The organism is Synechococcus sp. R5-15 (assembly GCF_047462035.1).
In the GTDB taxonomy this organism is placed as follows: domain Bacteria; phylum Cyanobacteriota; class Cyanobacteriia; order Thermostichales; family Thermostichaceae; genus Thermostichus.
Genome location: NZ_JANSIK010000020.1, coordinates 1 through 19,872, shown reverse-complemented (window position 1 = coordinate 19,872; position 19,872 = coordinate 1). Strand labels below are relative to the sequence as shown.

Here is a 19,872-nt window from a genome sequence, read left to right as displayed (position 1 = left end):
TCCCTGTACAGCTCTTCCCAATTTTGAATAAATCTTTACAACAACTCAGGGCTTTTCTGTCTCCCTCTGAGGGCAGTTTTCTCCAGTTGACCCACTCCTGCTGGGTTTTTGGAGCGGTTGACTACCCTGCCGTCGCCCTGAGTCTATCCCAAAGCCGTCCCCCATTGCTCCGCAACGCTGTTGCAACTGCGTCAGCGGGCCGTAGGCCTTGAGGACGAGGCTTTAGACCCAGTTTTTTGGTAAAAATGCCAATTAAGAAGGGTATGATAAGGAGTGTTAAAAAACGTGCTCTCTCCTCACCCAACCATGACGACCTCCCCCATTGAGATACCGCTTCAGCCTGCCGCCCAACGGCATAACCACTACAGCCGCGAAGACTTTTTTCGCTTTGACCTCTCCCAGGGATCTCTTGTGGACTGGACGGGCGCCCGCAATGTCTTGGTGAGCGAAGACTTTATCCTGGGTTTACAGCAGGGCCTGGAAGAAGAAGTGGGAGATGCCTCGGCTTCTCTGATGTACACCATTGGCCGAGAGTGGGGACGCAACGATGCCCTCCATTTTTCCCGCTGGTTTGAGGAGGAATATCGGCGCCAACCCAAGCAGAGTAATCTCATGTTTCTCTTGGAAACCTGGTGGTGGCCTCTGACCTCCCAAGGATGGGGGCGCTGGGAGGTGGAGACCGAGAGTCGGCGGCAAGGGTTTATTTTCATCAACCTCTTTGACTCCGCCGTGGCCCGCACCCTGGGGGATGTGGGCAAACCTGTCTGTCATCTTTACGCCGGATTGTTTGCCGGCTTTTTTAGCACCATGGTGGAACGGCAGCTCAACTGCATCGAGATCCAGTGCTACTCCATGGGAGAAAGCTACTGCAAGTTTTTGCTCGGCAGCAAAGATCGCATTGATGCGGCTGCCTTCTGGCTAAACGAAGGGGCCAGTGCCAGCGAAATTGCCCAAAAATTGCGTTCAGGTCAGGGAGTAGCTAAGGCATGACCTGGAAGATTGCTTTAGAAGATTCGGTGCAGAGCTTTTTTGCCCGTCTAAATTGGGATAACCGCCCCCTACAGATGCGCTCTCTGCCAATGCCTTTTCTGCAAGTGCGGGAGCATTTTGGTTCCATCCCCTGGGCGGGGGATCCCCTGAGTTTGGCCGCGCATTCTCTGGGATCCCTGTCGGCAGCACCAGAACCCGAGCCGGAAGAAGAGCAGATCACCTTGGCAGATCTGTTCAGCTTGTTTTGAGTCTCCTAGCACCCACTGACATCCGGAAGAAGCGAGATGGTAAGCCCCTTGGAGCAGATGCTGATCGAGTCGGAAGCCCGCTACCTCAAGCCAGAGGAGCTGGAGCATCTGAAGGCCTATGTTCTCGGCTGGCCAAAACGACAACATGTGTACCGAGTTTTGCGGGAACGGGAGAGCCAGGTGGTGAGCAAAACCCTAGATGCCCTGCAAAAGGAGATGCCCGACCTTTCTCCCCAAGTGTTGGATCTGTGCCGGCGACACCTGCTGTTGCTGCTGCGTCACAGCGCTATGGCCATGTTGCTGCAGGACGAAAACCTCCTGAAAGAGCGGCTGATCGAGTGGATGGAAGAAGAGGTGCGCCTGTACGGGCTGCAGAGGGTTTATGAGGTTGCCTATCGGATTTTCCAGCAGGAGCTGAGAGACCATTTGGCTCCTGGAGAGTTGGAGTTTATCCGCCCTTTGATCACCCAGGTACAGGTGGCCTTGCTGTTTTAGAGATAGATACTTTTTTGCTTTTTGCATTTTTCGGTGCTAGAGCGCTCTATCTCAACTAGCCGGAGACTTCAGTGTCGTTGGAGTTAATGTTAGCGTTGTAGTAAATCTGCCCAAGGGGTATTCAATTGCTGGAGGGATCGCCATAAGATTTGGAGCGTAAACAACCGTTCTCCCAGCTCAACAACCAACGAACTGTCAACTGCACCCTGCTCCTATTTGGATGCTTAGAGCTCAATAACGACTTGGATTGGATAACCAGGGGATCCCTTATGACCGGCACTAGCTCTATCTCCAATGGCTCAGTCAACTTCGATCCCTATACGCCTGTTTTGGCCAACTACTATGCACCCAGCGCCTATCTGCGAAGCGATTTGGAATCGGGCTTACTGGAAAGTCGCCACGGTGAACGTCTCTTGGCCCTTCCAGAGGCATTGCTGCGGGGCATCTACACGGGCCTGGAATACGAGACCGGCCAGGCTGCTCGTTTGGTGTTGCGCAACTGTGGTCGGATGTGGGGCAAGGAGTTTTTCCGCCGTTTTGCCCAAGAACTCTCCGACTACTACCAGAAGCCTTTGGCCGAGCTGGAGATGGGCACCTTTCTGCAAAGTCTGAGACAAGCCTGGAAAGCTCATGGCTGGGGATTGATCGAGATCGACTGGACTTACAAAGATCAGGGAGTCCTGGTGGTGTCGATTCGCAATTCCCCCTTCGCTGCTGTCACCCCTCCCCATTTCAAGCGGCCGATGGGCTTTTTGGAGGCAGGGCTGTTGGCCACCTGGTTTAGCCAGCTAACCGGCCAGGATTTGCTCTGCGTGCAAACTGCCAGCGAGGCTTTGGGAGCAGAGAGCAATTTGTTTGTCGTGACCGCTGCCGCCCGCCTCAAAGAAGGAGAAGCCTGGGTGGACTCCGGCCTCAGCCACGAGCAGATCCTGGAAAAGCTCCTGCAGCCCAGCTAGGCGATGGGGGCTGGTTTTCCCCAGAGGGATGGGATCCCAGTAGAGATGAGTCTGTATAATTTTCTGGAAGCGAGGCGAGCTCAAGCGCACGAGGGTGTGGCCATTGGGGTGGCGAGTCAGAGCAATTCGGGGAGCCATCACCGTACCTACAAACAGTGCCGAGGCCATTGGCGCGGCGGTGACTGAGCTGTTGGATACGCTAGAGCACCGCAACGCCTTCGATCCGGCTGAGTTGGTCAGCGTTATTTTTTCTGTTACTCCTGATTTAAATGCAGCTTTTCCCGCCCAATTTGCCCGTCGTCGCCCTGGCTGGGAGTCGGTGCCTCTGTTGGATGTGCAACAGATGGAGGTGAGCAGCGACTTACCCCGTTGTATTCGTGTTTTGATCCAGTTGAATACTCCACTTGCTCAAGCGGACATGCAGCATGTTTATCTGCGAGGTGCCCGCGAGTTAAGGCCAGATCTCAGCACTGTTTGATCGATCCATACAGCACCAGCACAGGGTTGACACTCTCACCGACTAAAGTCGGGGGATTTCTACACTGGAGGTGGGACAGTCTGTTGCCATGGGCAACATGGGGCATGATGGATCCCGGATTTGCCCCGCTTATTCTGGGGGAAAAGAATGGCTTAACTCAAGTTGATCCGGGTCGTATCACTACTGATTTGGGAAGGCGCAGAACATCCAGATTCACTCATAGACTTACTTGGACTTACAGTCATTTTAAACAGGTATGAAACATTTCCATCCAGCTCCCCTTTCTTTTTGGGAGATGGGGTGATGGCAGCGGCACAGAGCACTTGGGGGGCTTCTCAATTAGCTTAAAATGACTCTACTTAAGATAAGAGTAGATCTGAGAGCTCAAGGAGACAGCTTTTCTCGCAGACGGTTTTCCCACTGTTGCAGTTGCTCTTGGCGAGCGGCCACCTCTGCTTCGCGACGGCTCAGCTCTTGGCTTTGCCGAGTCAAGGATTGCCGCCAGCTTTCAATCTCCGACAGATCCACCAGACTGTGGGTTCGGGATAGGTTGTGCAACATCTCCACCAGCTTCATGGCTGCCTCTTCCACCCGCCGTACCTGCCGCTCTTCCGAAAGCTCAACCAGCAGCAACACCCCAATGTTGTAAGGGCCAACCTCTTTGCAGGTGACCCCTTCTGGCTTGCGCAGCGGCATCCAAACCCCGTCCTCGGCCTGCCGGGCCAAGAGCTGCAGCTCCCCCTGGCCGAAGAGACTTTTTTTGTGTACCCGTGCCAGATACAGCATGGAACATGCAGGAAGATGCTGCCGATTTTAGCACCGATCCCTTTTATTGAAGAGGGATCCCGTCCCTACACCCAAACCTGGGTTTTGTTGTCCGTGCCACCAGGAGGATCAATGCTAGGATCGGCTGTGGAATGGATAAGGCTCAACGCTCTCCCGTCTTCATCGTTTAGGGATCCCTGGCATGTTTCTCACCCAAAGCCCCTACTTTTTGATGGCAGCGCTGGTGGCGATTGCCAGTGGAGCCATCTTCGCGGTTCGGTTCATCAAGCGCGAGGCCTCCGCTGAGTACGACGTGATTTTTGCCACGATGGGCCTGATCTATTCCGTCTGTTTGCTCTTGGAAGGTCAGCGGCTCATTCCGTTGCTGTTCTTTGCCCAGGTGCTGTTGGCGGTGATGGCCGGCTGGTTTGCCCTCGAAACTTTCCGGTTGCGCATCCTCTTGAGTGAAAAGGCACGGCAGGTGGGCGGGGCTCGTCCGACTACTCGGCGGCAAGGCTTTGTCCGCACCTATCCACCGGGCGGCTATGCCCAAGGGCGCACGGTTTCCACCCGGGCTGAGGGATCCCGTATTCGCGACACCTCCTCCACCCGCTCCATTCCCGAAGGCAGCGCAGAGCCGAGCCGTCGCCCGCGGCCCCAACTGACCAGCGATACCCGTGTGCGTCCCCGCCGCCGACCCGAAGGGGATGAGTATTACGAGGAGCCAGGGGTCCGCCCGCGTCAGGATACGGACTACGATGAACCAGCACCGCCGCCAGAGGCCCGCCGCCCCCGTCGTCCTGCCACCGAAGAGTATCCAGAGGATGTGGATGTGCAGGAAGAGCGCAGCACAGGTACAGCTACCCGTCGCCGTCCCCCACGGTTGCCCCAAGACCAAGGGGAAAGCTACGCAGATGAACCCCCCCGCCGTCCTTCCCGCCGCGTTGTCGAAGTAGAGCCAGTAGAGGTGGAGCCAGAAGAGTATGATGACGATCTGTTCTGATAGGCTCTCAATGCCGATCTGAACTTGATAGAAGCAGCGCCAGGGTCAATTAGTCGGATCCCTCAGCCTGTGTTGCGCATCCCGGCGGCAATGCCGTTAATGGTAAGTAAAGCTCCACGCAGAAGTTCAGCTCGGTCGTAGCGTGTTCGTCCGGTGCGGGATCCCTGACGCTCCCGCAGGCGCTTGAGGAGGGAGACTTGGATAAAGCCGAGGGGCACAATAGAGCGGTTGCGCAACTGCACCGAGCGCTTCAAATAAGGGTCGTTCTCCAACAGTTCGCTGTGACCCGTAATCTGCAACACTATTGTGCGAGTACGGTGCATTTCTTGGGCAATACACTCAAACAGCTCCATCGCCCGCTCTAGACGCTCTGGAGAGCTCATCTCCCGCACGTAGTGACGCGCTATTTGCAGATCCACTTTGGCCAGAGTCATCTCCACTTTGGAGATCACCATGCGGAAGAAAGGCCATTCGCGATAGAGGTGCTGCAGGTGGTTGAGGTTGTGCTCGCCCCTGGCCACGTATTCCTGTAGGGCGGTGCCAACCCCATACCAGGCCGGCAAGAGAAAGCGGCTTTGCGTCCAACTGAATACCCAGGGAATGGCCCGCAGGGATCCGATGTCTTTTTGGCTACCGCTGCGGCGGGCGGGACGGGAGCTGATCTGCAGTTGGCTGATCTCTTCAATGGGGGTGACCTCGTGGAAAAACTCCACAAAGCCCTCCTGCTCGTAGACCAGGTTACGGTACACCTGCCGGGAGCGCTCCGCCAAGGATTCCATCAGGCGCGACCACTCGTGCAGATCGTTGGGGTAGGTGCGCAGTAGGCTGGCCTGGATCACGGCGCTGGTGACGGTTTCCAGGTTAAAAATGGCCAGATCTTGGAGGGAATACTTAGAGGCCAACACCTCTCCCTGTTCGGTAATTTTGATGCGGCCCCCCACACTGCGCCCTGGCTGAGCCAAGATGGCCTCGTAAGCCGGGCCCCCCCCACGGCCCACCGAACCACCCCGGCCATGGAAGATTTGCAGCTTCACGCCATAGGATTCGGCCACCGTCTGCAGGCGTTGTTGAGCCTTGTAAATCTCCCAGTTGCTGCTCAAAAAGCCGGAATCTTTGTTGCTGTCGGAGTAGCCCAGCATCACCTCCTGCAGATTTCCCTGCTGAGCCAAGTACTGGCGATAGAAAGGGATCTCCAGCAACTGCCGCAAAACTTCCGGGGCCCGCTTCAGGTCTTCGACGGTCTCAAACAGCGGCACCACCGCCAGGGATCCGCGACCGCTAATGGGATCGTAGAGCCCCACCTCCTTGGCCATCAGCAGCACCTCCAACAGGTCGCTCAACTGGCGGCTCATGCTGATCACATAGGTTTGGCAAATGGCCAAGCCGAATTCCTGCTGCATGCGGCGCAGGGTGCGAAAGGTGGCGATCAGCTCTGCCGTTTTCTCGGAAAAGGCGATCTCCAGCGGTATCAGAGGCCGACGGGTTTGCAGCTCCTGCAGGAGAAAGGCGGTTTTTTCCTCTTCCGTCATCTCGTTGTAGGGACGCGGCAAAATGCGCAAGTACTCGAAAATCTCCGTGAGAGCGGCTTCGTGGTAGCTGCTGTCTTGGCGGATATCCAGATGGGCCAGGTGAAAGCCAAACACCTGTACCTGTTGAATGAGATGATCCAACTGACGGCAGGAAAGGCCGCTGTTTTTCAAGCTTTTCTGGATAAGCTGCAAGTCGGCCAGGAATTCTTCCGCGTTGGCATAGGCGTTGTCCACAGGGGGAGGGGTGGGCAAACAAGCGGAGTCGGCCAAGTTGCGGTTGCGCTCCCGCGTTAACTCCAGCCGCCGCTGAATGTAGCTGAGCTTGAGGCGGTAAGGCTCCTGGCGATATTGCAGCGAAAACGATTCGTAAACCTCGGGCATGAGGCGGTGATCCTGCTCAAGGGCATCCAGCAGTTGGCTGTCCACATCCCCCCAGTGCAGGGAAATGCTCAGGGTTTTGGTGAGAGCCTTCACCGATTCGATGTACTTGCCCAGGATGAGGTTGCGCTGATAGCGAGCCGTTTGCCAGGTAACATCGGCGGTGACGGAAGGGTTGCCATCCCGATCCCCGCCTACCCATGAGCCGAAGTTGCAAAATCCTGCCGGCGGCGGCTCGACGCTGGGAAAAGCCTTTTTCAAGCTGCGGCTGAGGTACTCGTGCAGCAGGGGGATGGCCTGAAACAACACCTCTTCAAAATAGTGCAAGGTGTAATCGACTTCGTTCAAAACAGTCGGCTTGGACTGATGCAACTCGTCGGTACGCCACCAAAGCAAGACTTCTTCCGCCATCTGTTCTTTTATCATCTGGGCCTGCAAAGGCTGGGTTTGTTCTGCCCAATCCAGTTGGCTGAGCAGGCGAGAGAAAGCTCGTTGCTTCTCGCGGATGGTGTGGCGGACGATCTCGGTGGGGTGGGCGGTAAAGACCATGCGAATGTGCAACTGCTCCAGCAATCTGCGCAGTAGGCCCGGCGGCACCCCTTGGGCCCGCAGGTAAGGGAACAGCCGTTCAAATTTTTCGTTTTCTCGCACGGTACGTTGTTGGCTATCCACCATGCGCATGTCCGAGTCTTCTGCCCGTTCGTAGTGCTGTTCAACAATGTTGATCAACTGGAAGAAGAGGGCAAAGGCCCGTGCCGTTTGGATGGTGGCGTCGAGGCTGAGGTACTCGATAATTTGTAGTACCTCTGGGATCGGGTACTCCAGGGCTTGTCCTTCTGGGGAACACATGGAACGCAGTCGCTGCAACAGATCCACCAGAGACTGACCGCACTCCTGCAGGATCACCGATTCCCAGAGTTCTTCCACCAGTTGCAGGCGACGGTTTAACAGGTTGTTCCTGCGGTTGAAGGTTTCGTGGACTTGGAGGGAATGGGCCAAGGGATCCCGTTCCCCAAGCAGGGAGGCCTCCTTCAGCCCGTTGGCAGAACCCGCTGCCCACTCTGCAGCGGTCAGGTGGGGGGAAGAGGTCATGAAGGCAGCTCCTAGAATAACCATCCCAATATTAGAGCCTGTTTGTCGAAACGGCAGATGTAGCAGGTATCACGCTCAGATTGCGGTCTTCTCCGCGTCGGATTTTGTAGTTGAGCCTACAAATTGCAAGAAAAAAGTGTTTTACCTTGCCGCAATACCGGTCTAACGCCTTGTTGACAGGAGTTCTGGTGGCTGCCACCCTGTTTATCAACGCACATCTGCTGGATCCCGACCAGGGATTGGACGAGATCGGGCAACTGCGGGTGGAGGAGGGCAAGATCGCTGCAATTGGACGCCACCTGCCTGTCTGTGGGGCAGAAGTTGTGGATTTGCGAGGGCAGCTCCTCACCCCTGGCTGGATCGATATTCACACCCATGTTTTTACATCAGTGGGGGATTTTTGTTTGCCTGCGGATGAGGCAGGGATCCGCTCAGGGGTGACCACGGTGGTGGAGGCGGGGATCACCTTCCCGGCGTTTTGTGCAACGGTGGCGTCAACTGCCCAGACGCGGGTTTATGCTTTGATCCTTCTCTGCTCTACATCGCCACTGCGGATTTCATCGCCCACCGCCTCAGGCTGGCTGTGGATTGGAAAAATCAAGATCTGGATCGGGCCAGAGCAGTGATCGAGACCCATCGCCAGGTGGTGGTTGGCCGCAAGGCTCGTCCCACCCTCAAGCTGGGAGAGAGGGAATCACCCACGCTCACTTCCGCTCTGATTCTTGGCGAAGAATATGCCTGCCGATCATGATTCATCTGGGCCGCTTCCCGATGGATGAGGTGTTGGATCCCTTCGATTTGTTGGATCGCCTGCGTTCGGGAGAGATTGTCAGCAACGAACAAAAGGCCCGCGCCCGCGACTACGCATTGCAGGTGGCAGAGCTAGAATCCAAGGCAATTGCAGCTTTCAACCGCAAGTTGGCAGCCTTGTCACCGGCTTGAGCCGCTCTGGAGCGGATGCCCATTTTATGATTTCGGATCAGCAGTGGATGGAACGGTGTCTATCCCTGGCCCGTTCCACACCTCAGCGTCCCTCTCCCAATCCGCGGGTGAGTTGCGTGATCGTGCAGGGGGATCGGGTGGTGGGGGAAGGCATTCATCCGGGGGCAGGGCAGCCCCATGCGGAGGTGTTGGCTCTGCAACAGGCGGGATCCCTGGCCAGAGGGGCAACGCTCTACGTCAACCTGGAGCCCTGCAACCACTATGGCCGTACCCCTCCCTGTACCGAGGCCATCCTAGCTGCCGGGATCCGGCGGGTGGTGGTGGGGATGCAGGATCCCAATCCCTTGGTGGCTGGCAAAGGGATCCGCCGCCTGCAGGAGGCGGGGATCGACGTGACGGTGGGAGTGCTGGAGCGGGAGTGCCAGGAGCTGAACGAGGGGTTTGCCTTCGCCATTGTGCGGCAACAGTGTTTCGGCCTGCTGAAATACGCCATGACCCTGGATGGCAAGAGCGCCGCCGCCACCGGCCACAGCCGCTGGATCAGCAACTCTCCGGCGCGGCAGTGGGTACACCAACAGCGGGCCTGGCATGATGCCGTCATCGTTGGATCCCGAACCGTTTGGCAGGATAACCCGCGCCTCACCTGTCGCCTGGCGGAGTTGCAGGGATCCCAGCCGTTGCGGGTGGTCCTCAGCCGTTCCCTGAACCTACCTCCCGTCGCCCATCTGTGGCAGGTGGAAGAAGCGCCGACATTGGTGATCACAGAAGCTGTGGCAACCCATCCTTTGTGGGGATCCCTGGCCGAGCAGGGGGTGGAGCTGCTGCATCTGCCCCAAGTAACCCCCTCGCGGGCGGCACAGGTGCTCTTTCAGCGGGGGTGTCTGAGTGCCCTCTGGGAATGCGGGGGCACGCTGGCCTGGGCAGCCCTCAAAGATGGGGCGATCCAGAAAGTAGCCGCCTTCATCGCTCCCAAGATCCTAGGCGGAGCCGCTGCGCCAACCCCGGTAGCAGGCGAGGGGATCCCTGATGTCAACCAAAGCTGGCAACTGGTGGAGCCGCGGCTGGAGACCTTGGGGGATAACTGGCTAATTACCGGAAAGATCTCCTCTTCAGTTGGCCGCAGTGACTTACTACAGTAACCAGCTTTCAATTGCCATGAGGTTTCTGAACGAACAGGCTGATATCTGTTCAATGTAAATGGATATACTCATCAGAAAAACACGGCATTTCTGCAAAGTGGGGTTCAGAATTGAGCTCAATTGTGCTAGGCTGGTCAATGTTTTGGGGGGGTCAATTGACGTTTTGGTAAGGTCAGCAAAATCAAGCTGTAGGGATCTATCGAGATTTTCCTGAGGTGAGCCTTGCAAACGGCAACGACGAAGACTCTAGCCTCTTTGTCCAGCCCTTCTTTGCTTGCCCAGTGAGCAGCTTGAAAGTCGTCCTATCTCATTTTCAAGTACAAATCCCAGGATAAGGAAGGGCATTGTGTTGAATCTTTTTGCCAGCCTACTGTTTGCATCCGCTTTCCTCAGCCCATCGGGAAACGTCGTCATCGAGGGGGATCCAGGGGAGTGGATTTTCGCCGATCATCAAGTCCTAGAAGGGGTTACTCTAACCCTTCTCACACGGCCTGGAGAGAGCTTGGCCTCTTGGAGAGAGATGCTCTCCGTCATGGACGTTCATGTCCAGGGATCGCCGCGCTTTCTCGCCAACCACATGCGGGACAACCTCCTGGCTAGCTGCCCCCAAACGACTTGGGAGTTTCATCGGGAGAGCGAAGAAGATGTGCTCTACGAGTTCCGCAGTGCTGGTTGCCGTGGGACGGTGAGTGGAGTTGAGGAACATGAGATTGGCCGGATCACCCGAGGCCCGCGCGGCAGTGTGCGCATTGCCTACGCCGCAAAGCCAGAGATGACGTCCGAAGTGCGAAGCCGCTGGCTGAACTTACTGGGCAGCGAGGTGGGGACAGCTCAGGGTTTTCCCATTCGCAACCTCAGCGGGGCGATTGCACAGCCTTCTTCCCCGGTTTCGGAAGCCCCAACCGCAGAGCGGCAGATCGCCCAGTGGCTGCAGGAAGCAACCGATGCCCTGAAGCAGCAGGAAGATTTGCTGGCTGAGCTGGATCGCCTGGGTCAGGCTGCGCAGGCGGATGCCCGTGCCTACAGCCAAGGAACCCCCAAAGAGGCGGGGCTAAGGACAATCGGCCTGTACCGAGGTCGGGGGGACGGCAGCCCTGGCGAGGCCACAACCGAGTTCAAGACCACCGACACGTTGATCTGGGCCATCTTGCCAGTGGGCAACCTTCCTGTCAACGCCAAGGTGGAGATACTCTGGTACTACGAGGGCGGAGAAGCCGGGGGCGAGCAACTGATCCGCAGGCTAGATGTTCCCTGGGATCCCGGCGACACGGTGCAAGGCTATTTGAGCTTCAGCCAGCCCTACACCGGCCGCTACCGCGTCGAGATTCATGTCAACGGCGAGAAGGTGGGAGTTGGCCGCTTCACAATCCAATAGTCTCCTGCAAGAAGTACCCCTCCTACGGGGTTACACAGGCTTGGGGGTGGACAATCTCCATCACCAACTCCGACGGGGTGAAGACTGTTGTGCTGGGATCCAGAGGGGGGCTTGCTATCCTCGACGGGTTCTGCTGACAGGCCTGGCTTTGAGGTTGTAGATAAGGCTGGTGCGGTATTGCAACAGCAAATTGCGCAGATAAAGGGGCAAGTTGCGTCGGTAGAGGGAGCGGGTTTTGCGGTAGATAGACTTGCTGCGCCGGTTAATCGCTTGGCTGCGCCGCTGCAAAGAGGTTTGGAGTGGACGTTGGAGTGCCAGGGATCCGGGCACACGCATCAACCTTGGCCGTACCATATCCCCCCTCGAGAGCGGCGTTGAACGTTGGATCCAGTGTAGGGGATCCTCAGGGGAGCAGCCGCCAGCGGGTCAGCCTATTGCGCAGGCGGTCTGCCCAGCTTGCCGAGATCCCGGCAAAAGTTTCATCCCTCTCCAGATCTTGCAACAACTGCCGACCCAGAGGTGCCAGACGGTACCGGTCGGTGATCCCCTGCCCATCCACTTCCCGTCGCAACAGCCCTACCTGAATCAGCCACATCAGCTCCTGATCCACCCGCATTTCCGATAACGGGCGTCGGCTGTAGCCCGCTTGAACGCCGGCCCAACCTGCAATCTTCGCTGGTGGGATCCCTTCCGCGCTCATGGCCTGCAGCAAGGGCAACCGAAAAGGGCTGCAAATCCAGGCACGCCAAGCCCTTCTGTACACTGACTCAGAGTCATGGAGCATGAGGGACAAGGGGAGTCCTTATGTTCTTATTCAATTCTGTCAATGGCCGTTGAGCAGCAGGCTTGTTACAATAAATTACGATATGTTGATCATCCTTGCCATTGTTGTCCTCCTGGGATTCTGGGCGCTGCGCTTGATGGAGCAGGCTTTTCAGAGTCAGGAGTTCTCGCGCATGTTGGCAGGGACACTGGTGGCTGTGGCTGCCGGCGGCGTCTTGACCTGTTACTTTCTGATGAGCGATACCCTTCAGATGTTGTTTCATCTGCAAGCGCAGTCCCCCTCTTCCTACTCTCAAGATCTGCTCTCCGATTTGAGCTGGCTTGATCAGTAAATGGGCGGTCATAAGCTACACCAATGCAGTAGCTCCGCTAGCGAGGTTGTGACGCAGCTTTTATAGTCGTTTTAAGCCGGAATGAAACATTTCCATCTAGCTCCCCTCTCTTGCTGGGGGTAGGGCGGCAGCGGAGAACGCTTAGGGAGTGTTTCAATCTAGTTTGAAATGGAAGGCCAAAGTATCTGGGGTTATGGCATCCTCCTGCATCCGCAAGGATGGAGTAGCAAGACCTGCCGCCCGCTTGCCAACAGTGAGCGGGAGAAATCCTGCAAGCTGTGAAAAAATCCGTTGACTTGAGCCGTGGGAAGAATGTCAATGGGCCAATTGGGTTGCCAGCCAGGCTCGGATGCTTCGGATCATTTGGTGGTTGGGGGCCAGTAGGTTCTGGTAGATCAACTGTCCAAAAGCATCGATGGGGCTGAACTCTTGCCCGACTTGGAAAGGGTAGCTAAAACCCAGTGGAGTGAGGTGATCCCCCTCGAGATGCTGCCACTCGGTATAGCCTTGATACTTGCGGCAAAGCTGTTGGTAGAGCAGAGGAATGTCGTCAATATCATCCTGTCGAAATTCTACGAGCAGGTTGTGTCTAACCGGATACTGCTCCTCAATTAAGCGGTTGGTTTCTGCTGGGGAAGGCTCGAACTCTAACCACAGATTCACAGGTGGCGAGGAGGATCCCATCCACATCCGCCACAGATCGGCAAGCTGTTGTTGAGGCCAAGCTTGAGCCAACAGCCGCAGCAATGGCAAAGCCCGATCTAGCCCGGCATTGCTGTAGGCCAGGAAAATATTGCCTCGCCGCTGGGATCCCAGAGAAGGAACGGCTAGACAAGAGAGGATCTGCAACTTACAGCCCAGGCTATGACCCAAACCAAACAGGGGCAACTCCAGCAAACCCTTGCTTTGCAGGCTTCTGTGCAAAGATTGGGCTGCGTTGAGCGCCAGTTGGGCGTGATCGATATCGGTGGTGTAGGGAGTAGCAACAACGGCCATGCCCATACGGGCCAGTTCTTCCAGCAGGCGGCTGTAGAACACTTGCGGGGCAGCTCCCACAAAAGCTCCACCCAGAAAGTGAACGACGGCGCGGGGTTGAGCGGGCAGAAGAAACCAAGTGTGCCCATCCGTTTGCCAAGTCGGTGCCATGGTGTTGCAACCTCGCCTGCGATTTTGTTGGAGCTTTTCCCATAACCCAGCGCTCGGCAGATCCCACTTTGCCCACTTTACGCCGGTTCCCCGCGCTGGCCAGCCCCTGGAACTCATCCTAATGGACATCCTGCCCAGACATGGGGATCCCCAGCCGGACTTCTGATGCAGCAAGCAAAACTCTGCCCTACCCCCGACTGAGGTTCTCACACAGCCTACAGAGGGGTGGTGCGCTGCACTCGTCGAGATTGGGTTTTGGGTGTAGGATCCCTGCCCAAAAGTTGCTGCGGCTGCTATGACTAGGGCAGTGGGTGGTGAGGGATCGTGATGAAGACTTCACAGCTTGCAAAAGGATGCCTGCTGATCGATTGTCGGGACTTTGATGAAAAGACGATAAACCTGTTTTTGGCACCTGGGCCCGATCCCTATCGGGAAACAGAAGAATTTCTCCTGGACTGCGAGATGCGGGCAGATGAGCTGCCCCGTTATCTGCGGCGGGCCTTGCTGGAGTTTCAGTTGTATTCCAATTCGGAAGGGATCCTGCTGCTGCGGGGCTTGCCCGTGGATCCCGGACTAGACCATACCCGCACACCGGCTCTGGCGCAGCGCTCTGAGGAGAAAACCACTTTTGTCAGCGAACGCTGCTTGGCAATGATCGGCAGCCGCTTGGGGCATTTGGTCTCCTACATCCAAGAAAAAAACGGGGATTTGTTTCAAAACTTGGTGCCTACTCCCGGCAGCGAAGAAGTGCAATCTTCTGAGGGATCCCGCACCCGGCTGCAGTTTCACCGCGAGACGGTTTTTCATCCCTACTCACCGGAGTTTTTGCTGCTGTTTTGCCTGCGCCCCGACCATGATCGTGTGGCGGAAACCACCTACGCCAGCATCCGTCATGTCCTGCCTCTGCTAGGAGAGCGAGAGCGGGAGCTGCTGTTTGAACCCCTGTATCGCACTGGCATCGACTACTCCTTCGGCAACCGGCAAGCCCTGATCAATGGACCCATTTTGCCGGTGCTGTATGGCCGTCGAGAGGATCCCTTCTGGAACTACGACGAAGACCTGATGGTGGGGCTCACCCCCGAAGCCAGTCTGGCTCTAGAAGCCCTGAGGAAGGGAATCCACGCTGTCTACCGAGGCATCAAGCTGGAAACAGGGGATCTGCTCTGTATTGACAATCGCCGCACCGTTCACGGACGGACTGCCTTCTCTCCCCGCTACGATGGCTTCGACCGCTGGATCCAGCGCTCATTTGTGGTGCGGGATCTCGGCCTTTCGGCAGGGGATCGCCATCCCGGTGAGCGCATCATTCGCACCGCCTTCGCAACAGATGATGAGGCCCAAGCTGCCCTCAATGGGGAGCAGGTCTGTCTCAGAAGATCCTGAGAAGTTCGCAGACTTCAGCGCCATCCATAGCTCAAGTCCGTAAAAGTACTATTGGCGATTTCCCCGAAAGGGTTTGGATGAGTCGCCCCAGATTCTGATGTCAAAATACGTGATCCTCACGATGGCTATCGCAGAGCGTTTCCAGCATTCTAGGCTTATGAGCCAAAGCCATCAATTCTTCTCACGATTGCGAGGTTAAGATGAGCATTCGCCAGATCATCGATGAGGTTTTACAATCTTTGGTTTTAACTCTGCAGCAGGAGTCCAGCATTAACCAAATCCTCTGGGAAAAAAACTATGATCTATCTGATCTAGAGGCTTTAGATAAGCTGGTGGAAGCCATTTTGCGCCAAGAGGTAAGGGCTGCTTCCGATCCCTGCTAGAAACCTAGCCTTGCTTGCAAACGACGGCAGATCTTGCTCAAAACTTACACACTTACACAACGCACAACTGAGAGCAATTGTGCATGCTCCTAGCATGAGTCGGGATGAGATTCCAATCTCTCGACAATTTCCCGGATTAAATGCTCATCAGAGCGATTGATCTCGGGGTGGAAAGGCGCCTGTTTTAAGTAGCGCTTGAGATCCTGGCAGGCTTGCTGCCAACGGCCCAACTGATAATACAACAGCCCGCGATCCCTTAGGTGGGGCAAGGATTCAGGGATCAACAACAAGATCCGTTCCGCTGCTGCCAAAGCGGGTTCCAGTTCGGCGCGGCTCAGATAAATTTGCTTGAGGTTGTTGAGCAAGCGTACCAAGATCAGGCGGGGAGGGGTGGGGCGTAGGTGGTGTTCTTGGAAAGGGATCCCAGGCCCGTAGATTTGCGACAAAAGCTCTTGACAATCTTCTGGAAATAAAATCTCCCCCTGCTGAAAGGGATCCACAAAAATCTCGGCGCCTGCAAACAGGGGCCGGATTAAAAAGTGGCCGGGCATGCCCACTCCTGCCATGGGAAAATCGATCCGCCGCGCCAGCTCTAGATAGATCAGCGACAGCGTAATCGGGATCCCGGTGCGCCGATCGATCACTTCGTTCAAAAAGCTGTTGCGTGGGTCGTAATAATCTTCGCGATTGCCACGAAAGCCCAGATCCTCAAAGAGATAGTGATTCAAGATCTTGATGACCCGCAGGGGATAACGCTCCGGGGGAAGGCGCTCTTGCACCTCTGCGGCCATCTCATCCAGAGCGGCCACATACTCTTCCACCTCCAGATCGGGATAGGCTTCTTGGGCAATCCAGAGGGCCGCCCGACCCAGATCGATGGGCTCCGATTGGATTTCAAGGGCAAAGCGTTGACGGGCAGCAGGAATGCTCATGAAATGTTAAATATTAAATATTGAGGTTCTTTGCAAGGATCTCGGTTAGAACAGCAGCGTGCAAAAGCTGGTCAACAGCAAGGTCACCGCCGTCAGGAGCAGGCTAAAGCTCCAAAGCCGCAAAGCGGCAAGCAGCAGGATCCCGATCACCCAAATCAGCAGAGCATTCCAATAGGGTCGGTTGGGGGCTTTGGACACATTAATTTTCTGGAAGAAGGGCAGCAGGATGAACGATACATCCAACAACAGGCGCGGCAGCCGCAAATTGTCCGGCAGCGGCAGATCTCGCACCGCCAAATAAAGCAGCCCCCAGCTCAACAAAAGCGGGATTAGGAGCAGATAGTTGGATTCGGCCAGCAGGGGTCGATCCACCACCAGCGGAAACAGAGGGCTGATCCCCCAGAGCAGATAGAGGTAAAAGTTGAAGTTCAGCAGCGGCTGTAGCAGAGGGGGCACCTTGAAGCGTTGACCTTGGGATCCGATCCCGTTTACCTGAGCTGCGATTTTCTGGCCCAGGGATCCACCTTTTTGAGGGGCTTGCGCTGCCGGAGCCGCCCGCCAACCGCAGTGGTCACAGTAGGGAGACTTGAACCGGTAGGCTGGGATCGGCTTGCCACAGGAAGGGCAACGTTGGATCGGACGAGGTTGAGAACTGGAGGCCATGACCACTCGCGGTACTTCTGCTCTAACGTGCCCCAATGGCTCTTAGTTTACTCCCAGGGCAAATGACAGTGTGATACAGGCTGCTCCCAAAGCCGCGCCGGCCATGACCTGCACGGGAGTGTGGCCCAGCAATTCTTTCAGGTAGGGTTCTGGAAAACGGTCGGCGCCCTTTTCTTCAAACCATTCTTCCAGGAGGCGATTCAGCACCTGCGCCTGTTTTCCAGCGGCTTGGCGGATCCCCGCGGCATCGTACATCACCACCAATGCGAAAACCACCGTCGCGGCAAACAGCAGGCTGTCCCAGCCTTCCTGCAGCCCCACCCCAACGGACAAAGCCGTCACCAACGCTGCGTGGGAGCTGGGCATCCCCCCGGTTTCCACCAAGACTCGCAGGTTAACCTTGCCTGACCGCACATAGGAAAGGATCAGCTTGATGGCTTGGGCCAACACACTGGCCAGCAAAGCAACCCAGAGGACATGATTGGCCATCAACTGTTGCAGCATACGGCTCTCCAGCACAGACATGCGAGCAGGGTCTCCAGGGATCCCATCTAACTTGTCCTCTTGTCCTGCCCTAATGCTGACGGCGAGTGATGAAGTCCGCCAGGGCCAACAGCGGCTCTGCCCGCGATCCGTAGGGGCGCAACGTTTCCTTGGCCGATTGAATCAGCTCCTCGGCTTTTTGCCGGGAGGCCTCTAGGCCCAACAAGCTGGGATAGGTGGCTTTGGCGGCAGCTTGATCCTTTCCTGCCGTTTTGCCCAGTTGCTCGCTGGTGGCGGTGATGTCCAAAATGTCGTCCACAATCTGAAAGGCCAAGCCAATATCGCGGGCGTAGCGGCTCAGGCGGTCCAGCAGCTCCTCATCTCCCCCCGCCAGGATCCCTCCCGAAACCACCGAGACTTCCAATAGAGCGCCGGTCTTGTGGCTGTGAATGTACTCCAAAGTTTCCAGGGAAATGGCCTTGCCCTCCGACTCCAGATCCACCACCTGTCCCCCCACCAAACCGGTTGCCGCCACAGCATGGCCAATGCGGGCGATCACCTGCAACACCAACTGCGGCGGTACCCCCTGAGTTTGGCTAGCAATGTGCTCAAAGGCAAAAGCCAGCAGAGCATCTCCCGCCAAGATGGCAATGTCTTCGCCGAACACCTTGTGGTTGGTGGGTTTGCCGCGGCGAAAGTCGTCATTGTCCATGGCCGGCAAGTCGTCATGGATGAGCGACATGGTGTGGATCATTTCCAGGGCACAGGCGGTAGGCAGAGCCTGCTCCACAGTGCCGCCGGCCAACTCGCAAGCAGCCAGACAGAGGATGGGCCTGAGGCGCTTCCCCCCTGCCAATAGGCTGTAGCGCATCGCCTCGTAAATGCGCTCCGGATAGGCGGGAACCAAAGCTGCAGAGAGAGCTTCTTCCACCTGTTGCTGACGCTGGCTTAGGTAGGCTTTCAGGTTAAAGGTTTGGGCAACCAAGCGGGGTTTCCTCTCAACTCGGCAATGGGGGGATCCTTGTCGAGCCGTTCTTCAACAGACTTGTCAGGTGTCATTATCTCATGTCCACTTTAATTGGGGATCCCAGCCCAGAGGCCAAAAGGGTAAGAAGTAACAGCAAGTTGCAGCCGATGAAGAAACTGCAGGGATCCTGAGCCGCCAACTTGCGGTTGCTGTCGCCACAATGTCAGGATTCATAAGGATCTTTAGCCGGATTGCCCTCCTATGTCCCACTCGCCTGTTCAGCTCAGCGCCACCTCCTCCACCGCCAGCGGTGCGGAGCACTTGGGTGACCGTTTGCTGCGGGCGGCCCGAGGGGAAGTGCTGGATCGCCCTCCAGTTTGGATGATGCGCCAGGCGGGTCGCTACATGGCGGCCTACCGCGAGCTGCAAAGCAAGTACACCTTTAAGCAGCGTTGCGAGATCCCGGAGCTGGCCGTCGAGATCTCGTTGCAACCGTTTCGGGCCTTTGCCCCTGATGGGGTGATCCTGTTCAGCGATATCCTCACCCCCCTTGAGGGCATGGGCATCCCCTTTGAGCTGGTGGAGCATCAGGGGCCAATCATCGACCCGCCGATTCGTTCGCAAGCCCAAATTGAGCGCATTCGCCTCCTGGAACCGGAAGAAAGTCTGCCCTTTATCAAGACCATTCTCAGCACCCTGCGCCGCGAGGTGGAAGGGAAAGCAACGCTGCTGGGATTTGTCGGCTCCCCCTGGACTCTGGCCTGCTATGCTGTGGAAGGGCGCAGCTCCAAAGATTACGCCCACATCAAGAGCTTGGCCTTCGCGCAGCCGCCATTGCTGCATCAGTTGCTGAGTAAGCTGGCCGACAGCATTGCCCGCTACGTGATCTACCAGATCGAGTGCGGCGCCCAGGTGGTGCAGTTGTTCGATACTTGGGCCGGCCAGCTCAGCCCAGTCGATTACGAGTGTTGGGCCTTGCCCTACCAAAAGCAAATTGTGGATCAGGTGAAAGCTCGGTATCCGCAGGTGCCGCTGATCCTCTACATCAACGGCAGCGCCGCTTTGCTGGAGCGGGTGGGCAAAGCCGGCATCGACGTGTTCAGCCTCGATTGGATGAGCGATATGGCAGAGGCCAGGGCCCGCCTGGGATCCCTAGCGGTGCAGGGCAATCTGGATCCGATGGTGTTGCTGGGATCGCCAGAGTTCATCCGGCAGCGCACCCTAGAAGTGATTCAAAAAGCCGGATCCCGTGGACACATCATGAACTTGGGCCATGGCATCCACCCAAGCACTCCAGAGGCCAATGTCCATCACTTTTTCGAGACGGTGCGCCAGTCGGCAGAGCTGATACATTTACGCTGAACACTGCTGAACATCACTGTTCAACTATGCAGCGATAGCATTCTGTTT

23 protein-coding genes are annotated in these 19,872 nt (G+C 56.7%); 14 read left to right on the top strand and 9 right to left on the bottom strand.

The annotated features are described in order from the left end of the window. The first annotated feature begins 306 nt into the window (after positions 1–306). The 5 genes from NW839_RS02270 to aroH all read left to right on the top strand — a co-directional run bounded on the left by NW839_RS02270 (position 307) and on the right by aroH (position 3,167). Positions 307–990 (top strand): V4R domain-containing protein, encoded by a 684-nt coding sequence (locus NW839_RS02270; RefSeq protein ID WP_414350926.1) that lies wholly within the window; start codon positions 307–309, stop codon positions 988–990. Next, positions 987–1,238, top strand: coding sequence for a hypothetical protein (locus tag NW839_RS02265; RefSeq protein WP_414343783.1), 252 nt, complete (start codon positions 987–989; stop codon positions 1,236–1,238). Before NW839_RS02270 ends, NW839_RS02265 begins: the two co-directional genes overlap by 4 nt. A gap of 36 nt (positions 1,239–1,274) precedes the next feature. Next, the gene (locus tag NW839_RS02260; protein WP_414330903.1) at positions 1,275–1,733 is read left to right on the top strand and encodes a hypothetical protein; all 459 of its coding nucleotides are present in this window, start codon (positions 1,275–1,277) and stop codon (positions 1,731–1,733) included. 269 nt (positions 1,734–2,002) lie between these two features. After that, positions 2,003–2,689, top strand: coding sequence for a V4R domain-containing protein (locus tag NW839_RS02255; protein WP_414343781.1), 687 nt, complete (start codon positions 2,003–2,005; stop codon positions 2,687–2,689). Positions 2,690–2,792: 103 nt separating this feature from the next. Continuing rightward, the gene (gene aroH / locus NW839_RS02250; protein ID WP_414350923.1) at positions 2,793–3,167 is read left to right on the top strand and encodes a chorismate mutase; all 375 of its coding nucleotides are present in this window, start codon (positions 2,793–2,795) and stop codon (positions 3,165–3,167) included. Positions 3,168–3,551: 384 nt separating this feature from the next. Here aroH and NW839_RS02245 read toward each other — a convergent pair whose 3' ends face one another. Beyond that, the gene (locus NW839_RS02245) at positions 3,552–3,953 is read right to left on the bottom strand and encodes a hypothetical protein (protein ID WP_414330894.1); all 402 of its coding nucleotides are present in this window, start codon (positions 3,951–3,953) and stop codon (positions 3,552–3,554) included. A 181-nt stretch (positions 3,954–4,134) separates the two neighbouring features. Between NW839_RS02245 and NW839_RS02240 the strand changes: the two genes are divergently transcribed. Further along, a complete protein-coding gene (locus NW839_RS02240; protein ID WP_414350922.1) occupies positions 4,135–4,935 on the top strand; it encodes a Ycf66 family protein in 801 nt (266 codons plus the stop codon). Between the two features lie 62 nt (positions 4,936–4,997). Here the strand turns inward: NW839_RS02240 and ppc are convergent, their stop codons facing one another. Continuing rightward, complete coding sequence (gene ppc / locus NW839_RS02235; RefSeq protein WP_414350920.1) at positions 4,998–7,934, bottom strand: phosphoenolpyruvate carboxylase; 2,937 nt, start codon at positions 7,932–7,934, stop codon at positions 4,998–5,000. Positions 7,935–8,122: 188 nt separating this feature from the next. Here ppc and NW839_RS02230 point away from each other — a divergent pair, with 188 nt between their 5' ends. The 4 genes from NW839_RS02230 to NW839_RS02215 all read left to right on the top strand — a co-directional run bounded on the left by NW839_RS02230 (position 8,123) and on the right by NW839_RS02215 (position 11,390). Next, entirely contained in the window at positions 8,123–8,560 is a 438-nt protein-coding gene (locus NW839_RS02230; RefSeq protein WP_414350918.1) for a hypothetical protein, read from the top strand. A gap of 121 nt (positions 8,561–8,681) precedes the next feature. Then, positions 8,682–8,876, top strand: coding sequence for a hypothetical protein (locus tag NW839_RS02225; RefSeq protein ID WP_011433441.1), 195 nt, complete (start codon positions 8,682–8,684; stop codon positions 8,874–8,876). A 26-nt stretch (positions 8,877–8,902) separates the two neighbouring features. Beyond that, positions 8,903–10,015 (top strand): bifunctional diaminohydroxyphosphoribosylaminopyrimidine deaminase/5-amino-6-(5-phosphoribosylamino)uracil reductase RibD, encoded by a 1,113-nt coding sequence (gene ribD, locus NW839_RS02220; protein ID WP_414350916.1) that lies wholly within the window; start codon positions 8,903–8,905, stop codon positions 10,013–10,015. A gap of 346 nt (positions 10,016–10,361) precedes the next feature. Beyond that, complete coding sequence (locus tag NW839_RS02215) at positions 10,362–11,390, top strand: hypothetical protein (RefSeq protein ID WP_414350915.1); 1,029 nt, start codon at positions 10,362–10,364, stop codon at positions 11,388–11,390. 114 nt (positions 11,391–11,504) lie between these two features. On the opposite strand, the gene NW839_RS02210 is transcribed toward NW839_RS02215, so the two are convergent. Both NW839_RS02210 and NW839_RS02205 read right to left on the bottom strand, forming a co-directional pair. Further along, on the bottom strand, positions 11,505–11,744 hold the full coding sequence (locus tag NW839_RS02210; RefSeq protein WP_148202739.1) for a hypothetical protein: 240 nt from the start codon (positions 11,742–11,744) through the stop codon (positions 11,505–11,507). Between the two features lie 49 nt (positions 11,745–11,793). Then, entirely contained in the window at positions 11,794–12,174 is a 381-nt protein-coding gene (locus tag NW839_RS02205) for an Npun_F0494 family protein (protein WP_414350912.1), read from the bottom strand. An 82-nt stretch (positions 12,175–12,256) separates the two neighbouring features. Here NW839_RS02205 and NW839_RS02200 point away from each other — a divergent pair, with 82 nt between their 5' ends. After that, positions 12,257–12,505: a hypothetical protein gene (locus NW839_RS02200; protein ID WP_011433446.1), complete on the top strand. Its 249-nt coding sequence runs from the start codon at positions 12,257–12,259 to the stop codon at positions 12,503–12,505. Positions 12,506–12,820: 315 nt separating this feature from the next. On the opposite strand, the gene NW839_RS02195 is transcribed toward NW839_RS02200, so the two are convergent. Beyond that, a complete protein-coding gene (locus tag NW839_RS02195) occupies positions 12,821–13,651 on the bottom strand; it encodes a DUF1350 family protein (protein WP_414350910.1) in 831 nt (276 codons plus the stop codon). Between the two features lie 327 nt (positions 13,652–13,978). On the opposite strand from NW839_RS02195, the gene NW839_RS02190 reads away from it, so the two are divergent. Both NW839_RS02190 and NW839_RS02185 read left to right on the top strand, forming a co-directional pair. Then, positions 13,979–15,034 carry a TauD/TfdA family dioxygenase gene (locus NW839_RS02190; protein WP_414350906.1) on the top strand — a complete coding sequence of 352 codons (1,056 nt, stop codon included), beginning with the start codon at positions 13,979–13,981 and terminating at the stop codon, positions 15,032–15,034. A 200-nt stretch (positions 15,035–15,234) separates the two neighbouring features. Further along, positions 15,235–15,417 carry a hypothetical protein gene (locus NW839_RS02185; RefSeq protein ID WP_414350904.1) on the top strand — a complete coding sequence of 61 codons (183 nt, stop codon included), beginning with the start codon at positions 15,235–15,237 and terminating at the stop codon, positions 15,415–15,417. Positions 15,418–15,506: 89 nt separating this feature from the next. Here NW839_RS02185 and NW839_RS02180 read toward each other — a convergent pair whose 3' ends face one another. From NW839_RS02180 to crtE, 4 genes are read right to left on the bottom strand one after another with little or no spacing between them, the layout of a single operon-like run. Next, positions 15,507–16,349: a SirB1 family protein gene (locus NW839_RS02180; RefSeq protein WP_414350903.1), complete on the bottom strand. Its 843-nt coding sequence runs from the start codon at positions 16,347–16,349 to the stop codon at positions 15,507–15,509. A 45-nt stretch (positions 16,350–16,394) separates the two neighbouring features. Further along, positions 16,395–17,012 (bottom strand): hypothetical protein, encoded by a 618-nt coding sequence (locus tag NW839_RS02175; protein WP_414350901.1) that lies wholly within the window; start codon positions 17,010–17,012, stop codon positions 16,395–16,397. Positions 17,013–17,054: 42 nt separating this feature from the next. Then, positions 17,055–17,537, bottom strand: a complete 483-nt coding sequence (locus NW839_RS02170) for a divergent PAP2 family protein (protein WP_414350899.1) — start codon at positions 17,535–17,537, stop codon at positions 17,055–17,057. Between the two features lie 49 nt (positions 17,538–17,586). Continuing rightward, complete coding sequence (gene crtE, locus NW839_RS02165; protein ID WP_414350897.1) at positions 17,587–18,480, bottom strand: geranylgeranyl diphosphate synthase CrtE; 894 nt, start codon at positions 18,478–18,480, stop codon at positions 17,587–17,589. A 243-nt stretch (positions 18,481–18,723) separates the two neighbouring features. Between crtE and hemE the strand changes: the two genes are divergently transcribed. Then, a complete protein-coding gene (gene hemE / locus NW839_RS02160) occupies positions 18,724–19,824 on the top strand; it encodes a uroporphyrinogen decarboxylase (RefSeq protein ID WP_414350895.1) in 1,101 nt (366 codons plus the stop codon). The last annotated feature ends 48 nt before the right edge of the window (positions 19,825–19,872 follow it).

Coding starts and splice junctions, on each gene's coding strand:
- NW839_RS02270 (WP_414350926.1), top strand. CDS start 307: ATGACGACCTCCCCCATTGAGATACCGCTTCAGCCTGCCGCCCAACGG.
- NW839_RS02265 (WP_414343783.1), top strand. CDS start 987: ATGACCTGGAAGATTGCTTTAGAAGATTCGGTGCAGAGCTTTTTTGCC.
- NW839_RS02260 (WP_414330903.1), top strand. CDS start 1,275: ATGGTAAGCCCCTTGGAGCAGATGCTGATCGAGTCGGAAGCCCGCTAC.
- NW839_RS02255 (WP_414343781.1), top strand. CDS start 2,003: ATGACCGGCACTAGCTCTATCTCCAATGGCTCAGTCAACTTCGATCCC.
- NW839_RS02245 (WP_414330894.1), bottom strand. CDS start 3,953: ATGCTGTATCTGGCACGGGTACACAAAAAAAGTCTCTTCGGCCAGGGG.
- NW839_RS02240 (WP_414350922.1), top strand. CDS start 4,135: ATGTTTCTCACCCAAAGCCCCTACTTTTTGATGGCAGCGCTGGTGGCG.
- ppc (WP_414350920.1), bottom strand. CDS start 7,934: ATGACCTCTTCCCCCCACCTGACCGCTGCAGAGTGGGCAGCGGGTTCT.
- NW839_RS02225 (WP_011433441.1), top strand. CDS start 8,682: ATGATTCATCTGGGCCGCTTCCCGATGGATGAGGTGTTGGATCCCTTC.
- ribD (WP_414350916.1), top strand. CDS start 8,903: ATGATTTCGGATCAGCAGTGGATGGAACGGTGTCTATCCCTGGCCCGT.
- NW839_RS02210 (WP_148202739.1), bottom strand. CDS start 11,744: ATGGTACGGCCAAGGTTGATGCGTGTGCCCGGATCCCTGGCACTCCAA.
- NW839_RS02205 (WP_414350912.1), bottom strand. CDS start 12,174: ATGCTCCATGACTCTGAGTCAGTGTACAGAAGGGCTTGGCGTGCCTGG.
- NW839_RS02200 (WP_011433446.1), top strand. CDS start 12,257: ATGTTGATCATCCTTGCCATTGTTGTCCTCCTGGGATTCTGGGCGCTG.
- NW839_RS02195 (WP_414350910.1), bottom strand. CDS start 13,651: ATGGCACCGACTTGGCAAACGGATGGGCACACTTGGTTTCTTCTGCCC.
- NW839_RS02190 (WP_414350906.1), top strand. CDS start 13,979: ATGAAGACTTCACAGCTTGCAAAAGGATGCCTGCTGATCGATTGTCGG.
- NW839_RS02185 (WP_414350904.1), top strand. CDS start 15,235: ATGAGCATTCGCCAGATCATCGATGAGGTTTTACAATCTTTGGTTTTA.
- NW839_RS02180 (WP_414350903.1), bottom strand. CDS start 16,349: ATGAGCATTCCTGCTGCCCGTCAACGCTTTGCCCTTGAAATCCAATCG.
- NW839_RS02175 (WP_414350901.1), bottom strand. CDS start 17,012: ATGGCCTCCAGTTCTCAACCTCGTCCGATCCAACGTTGCCCTTCCTGT.
- NW839_RS02170 (WP_414350899.1), bottom strand. CDS start 17,537: ATGTCTGTGCTGGAGAGCCGTATGCTGCAACAGTTGATGGCCAATCAT.
- hemE (WP_414350895.1), top strand. CDS start 18,724: ATGTCCCACTCGCCTGTTCAGCTCAGCGCCACCTCCTCCACCGCCAGC.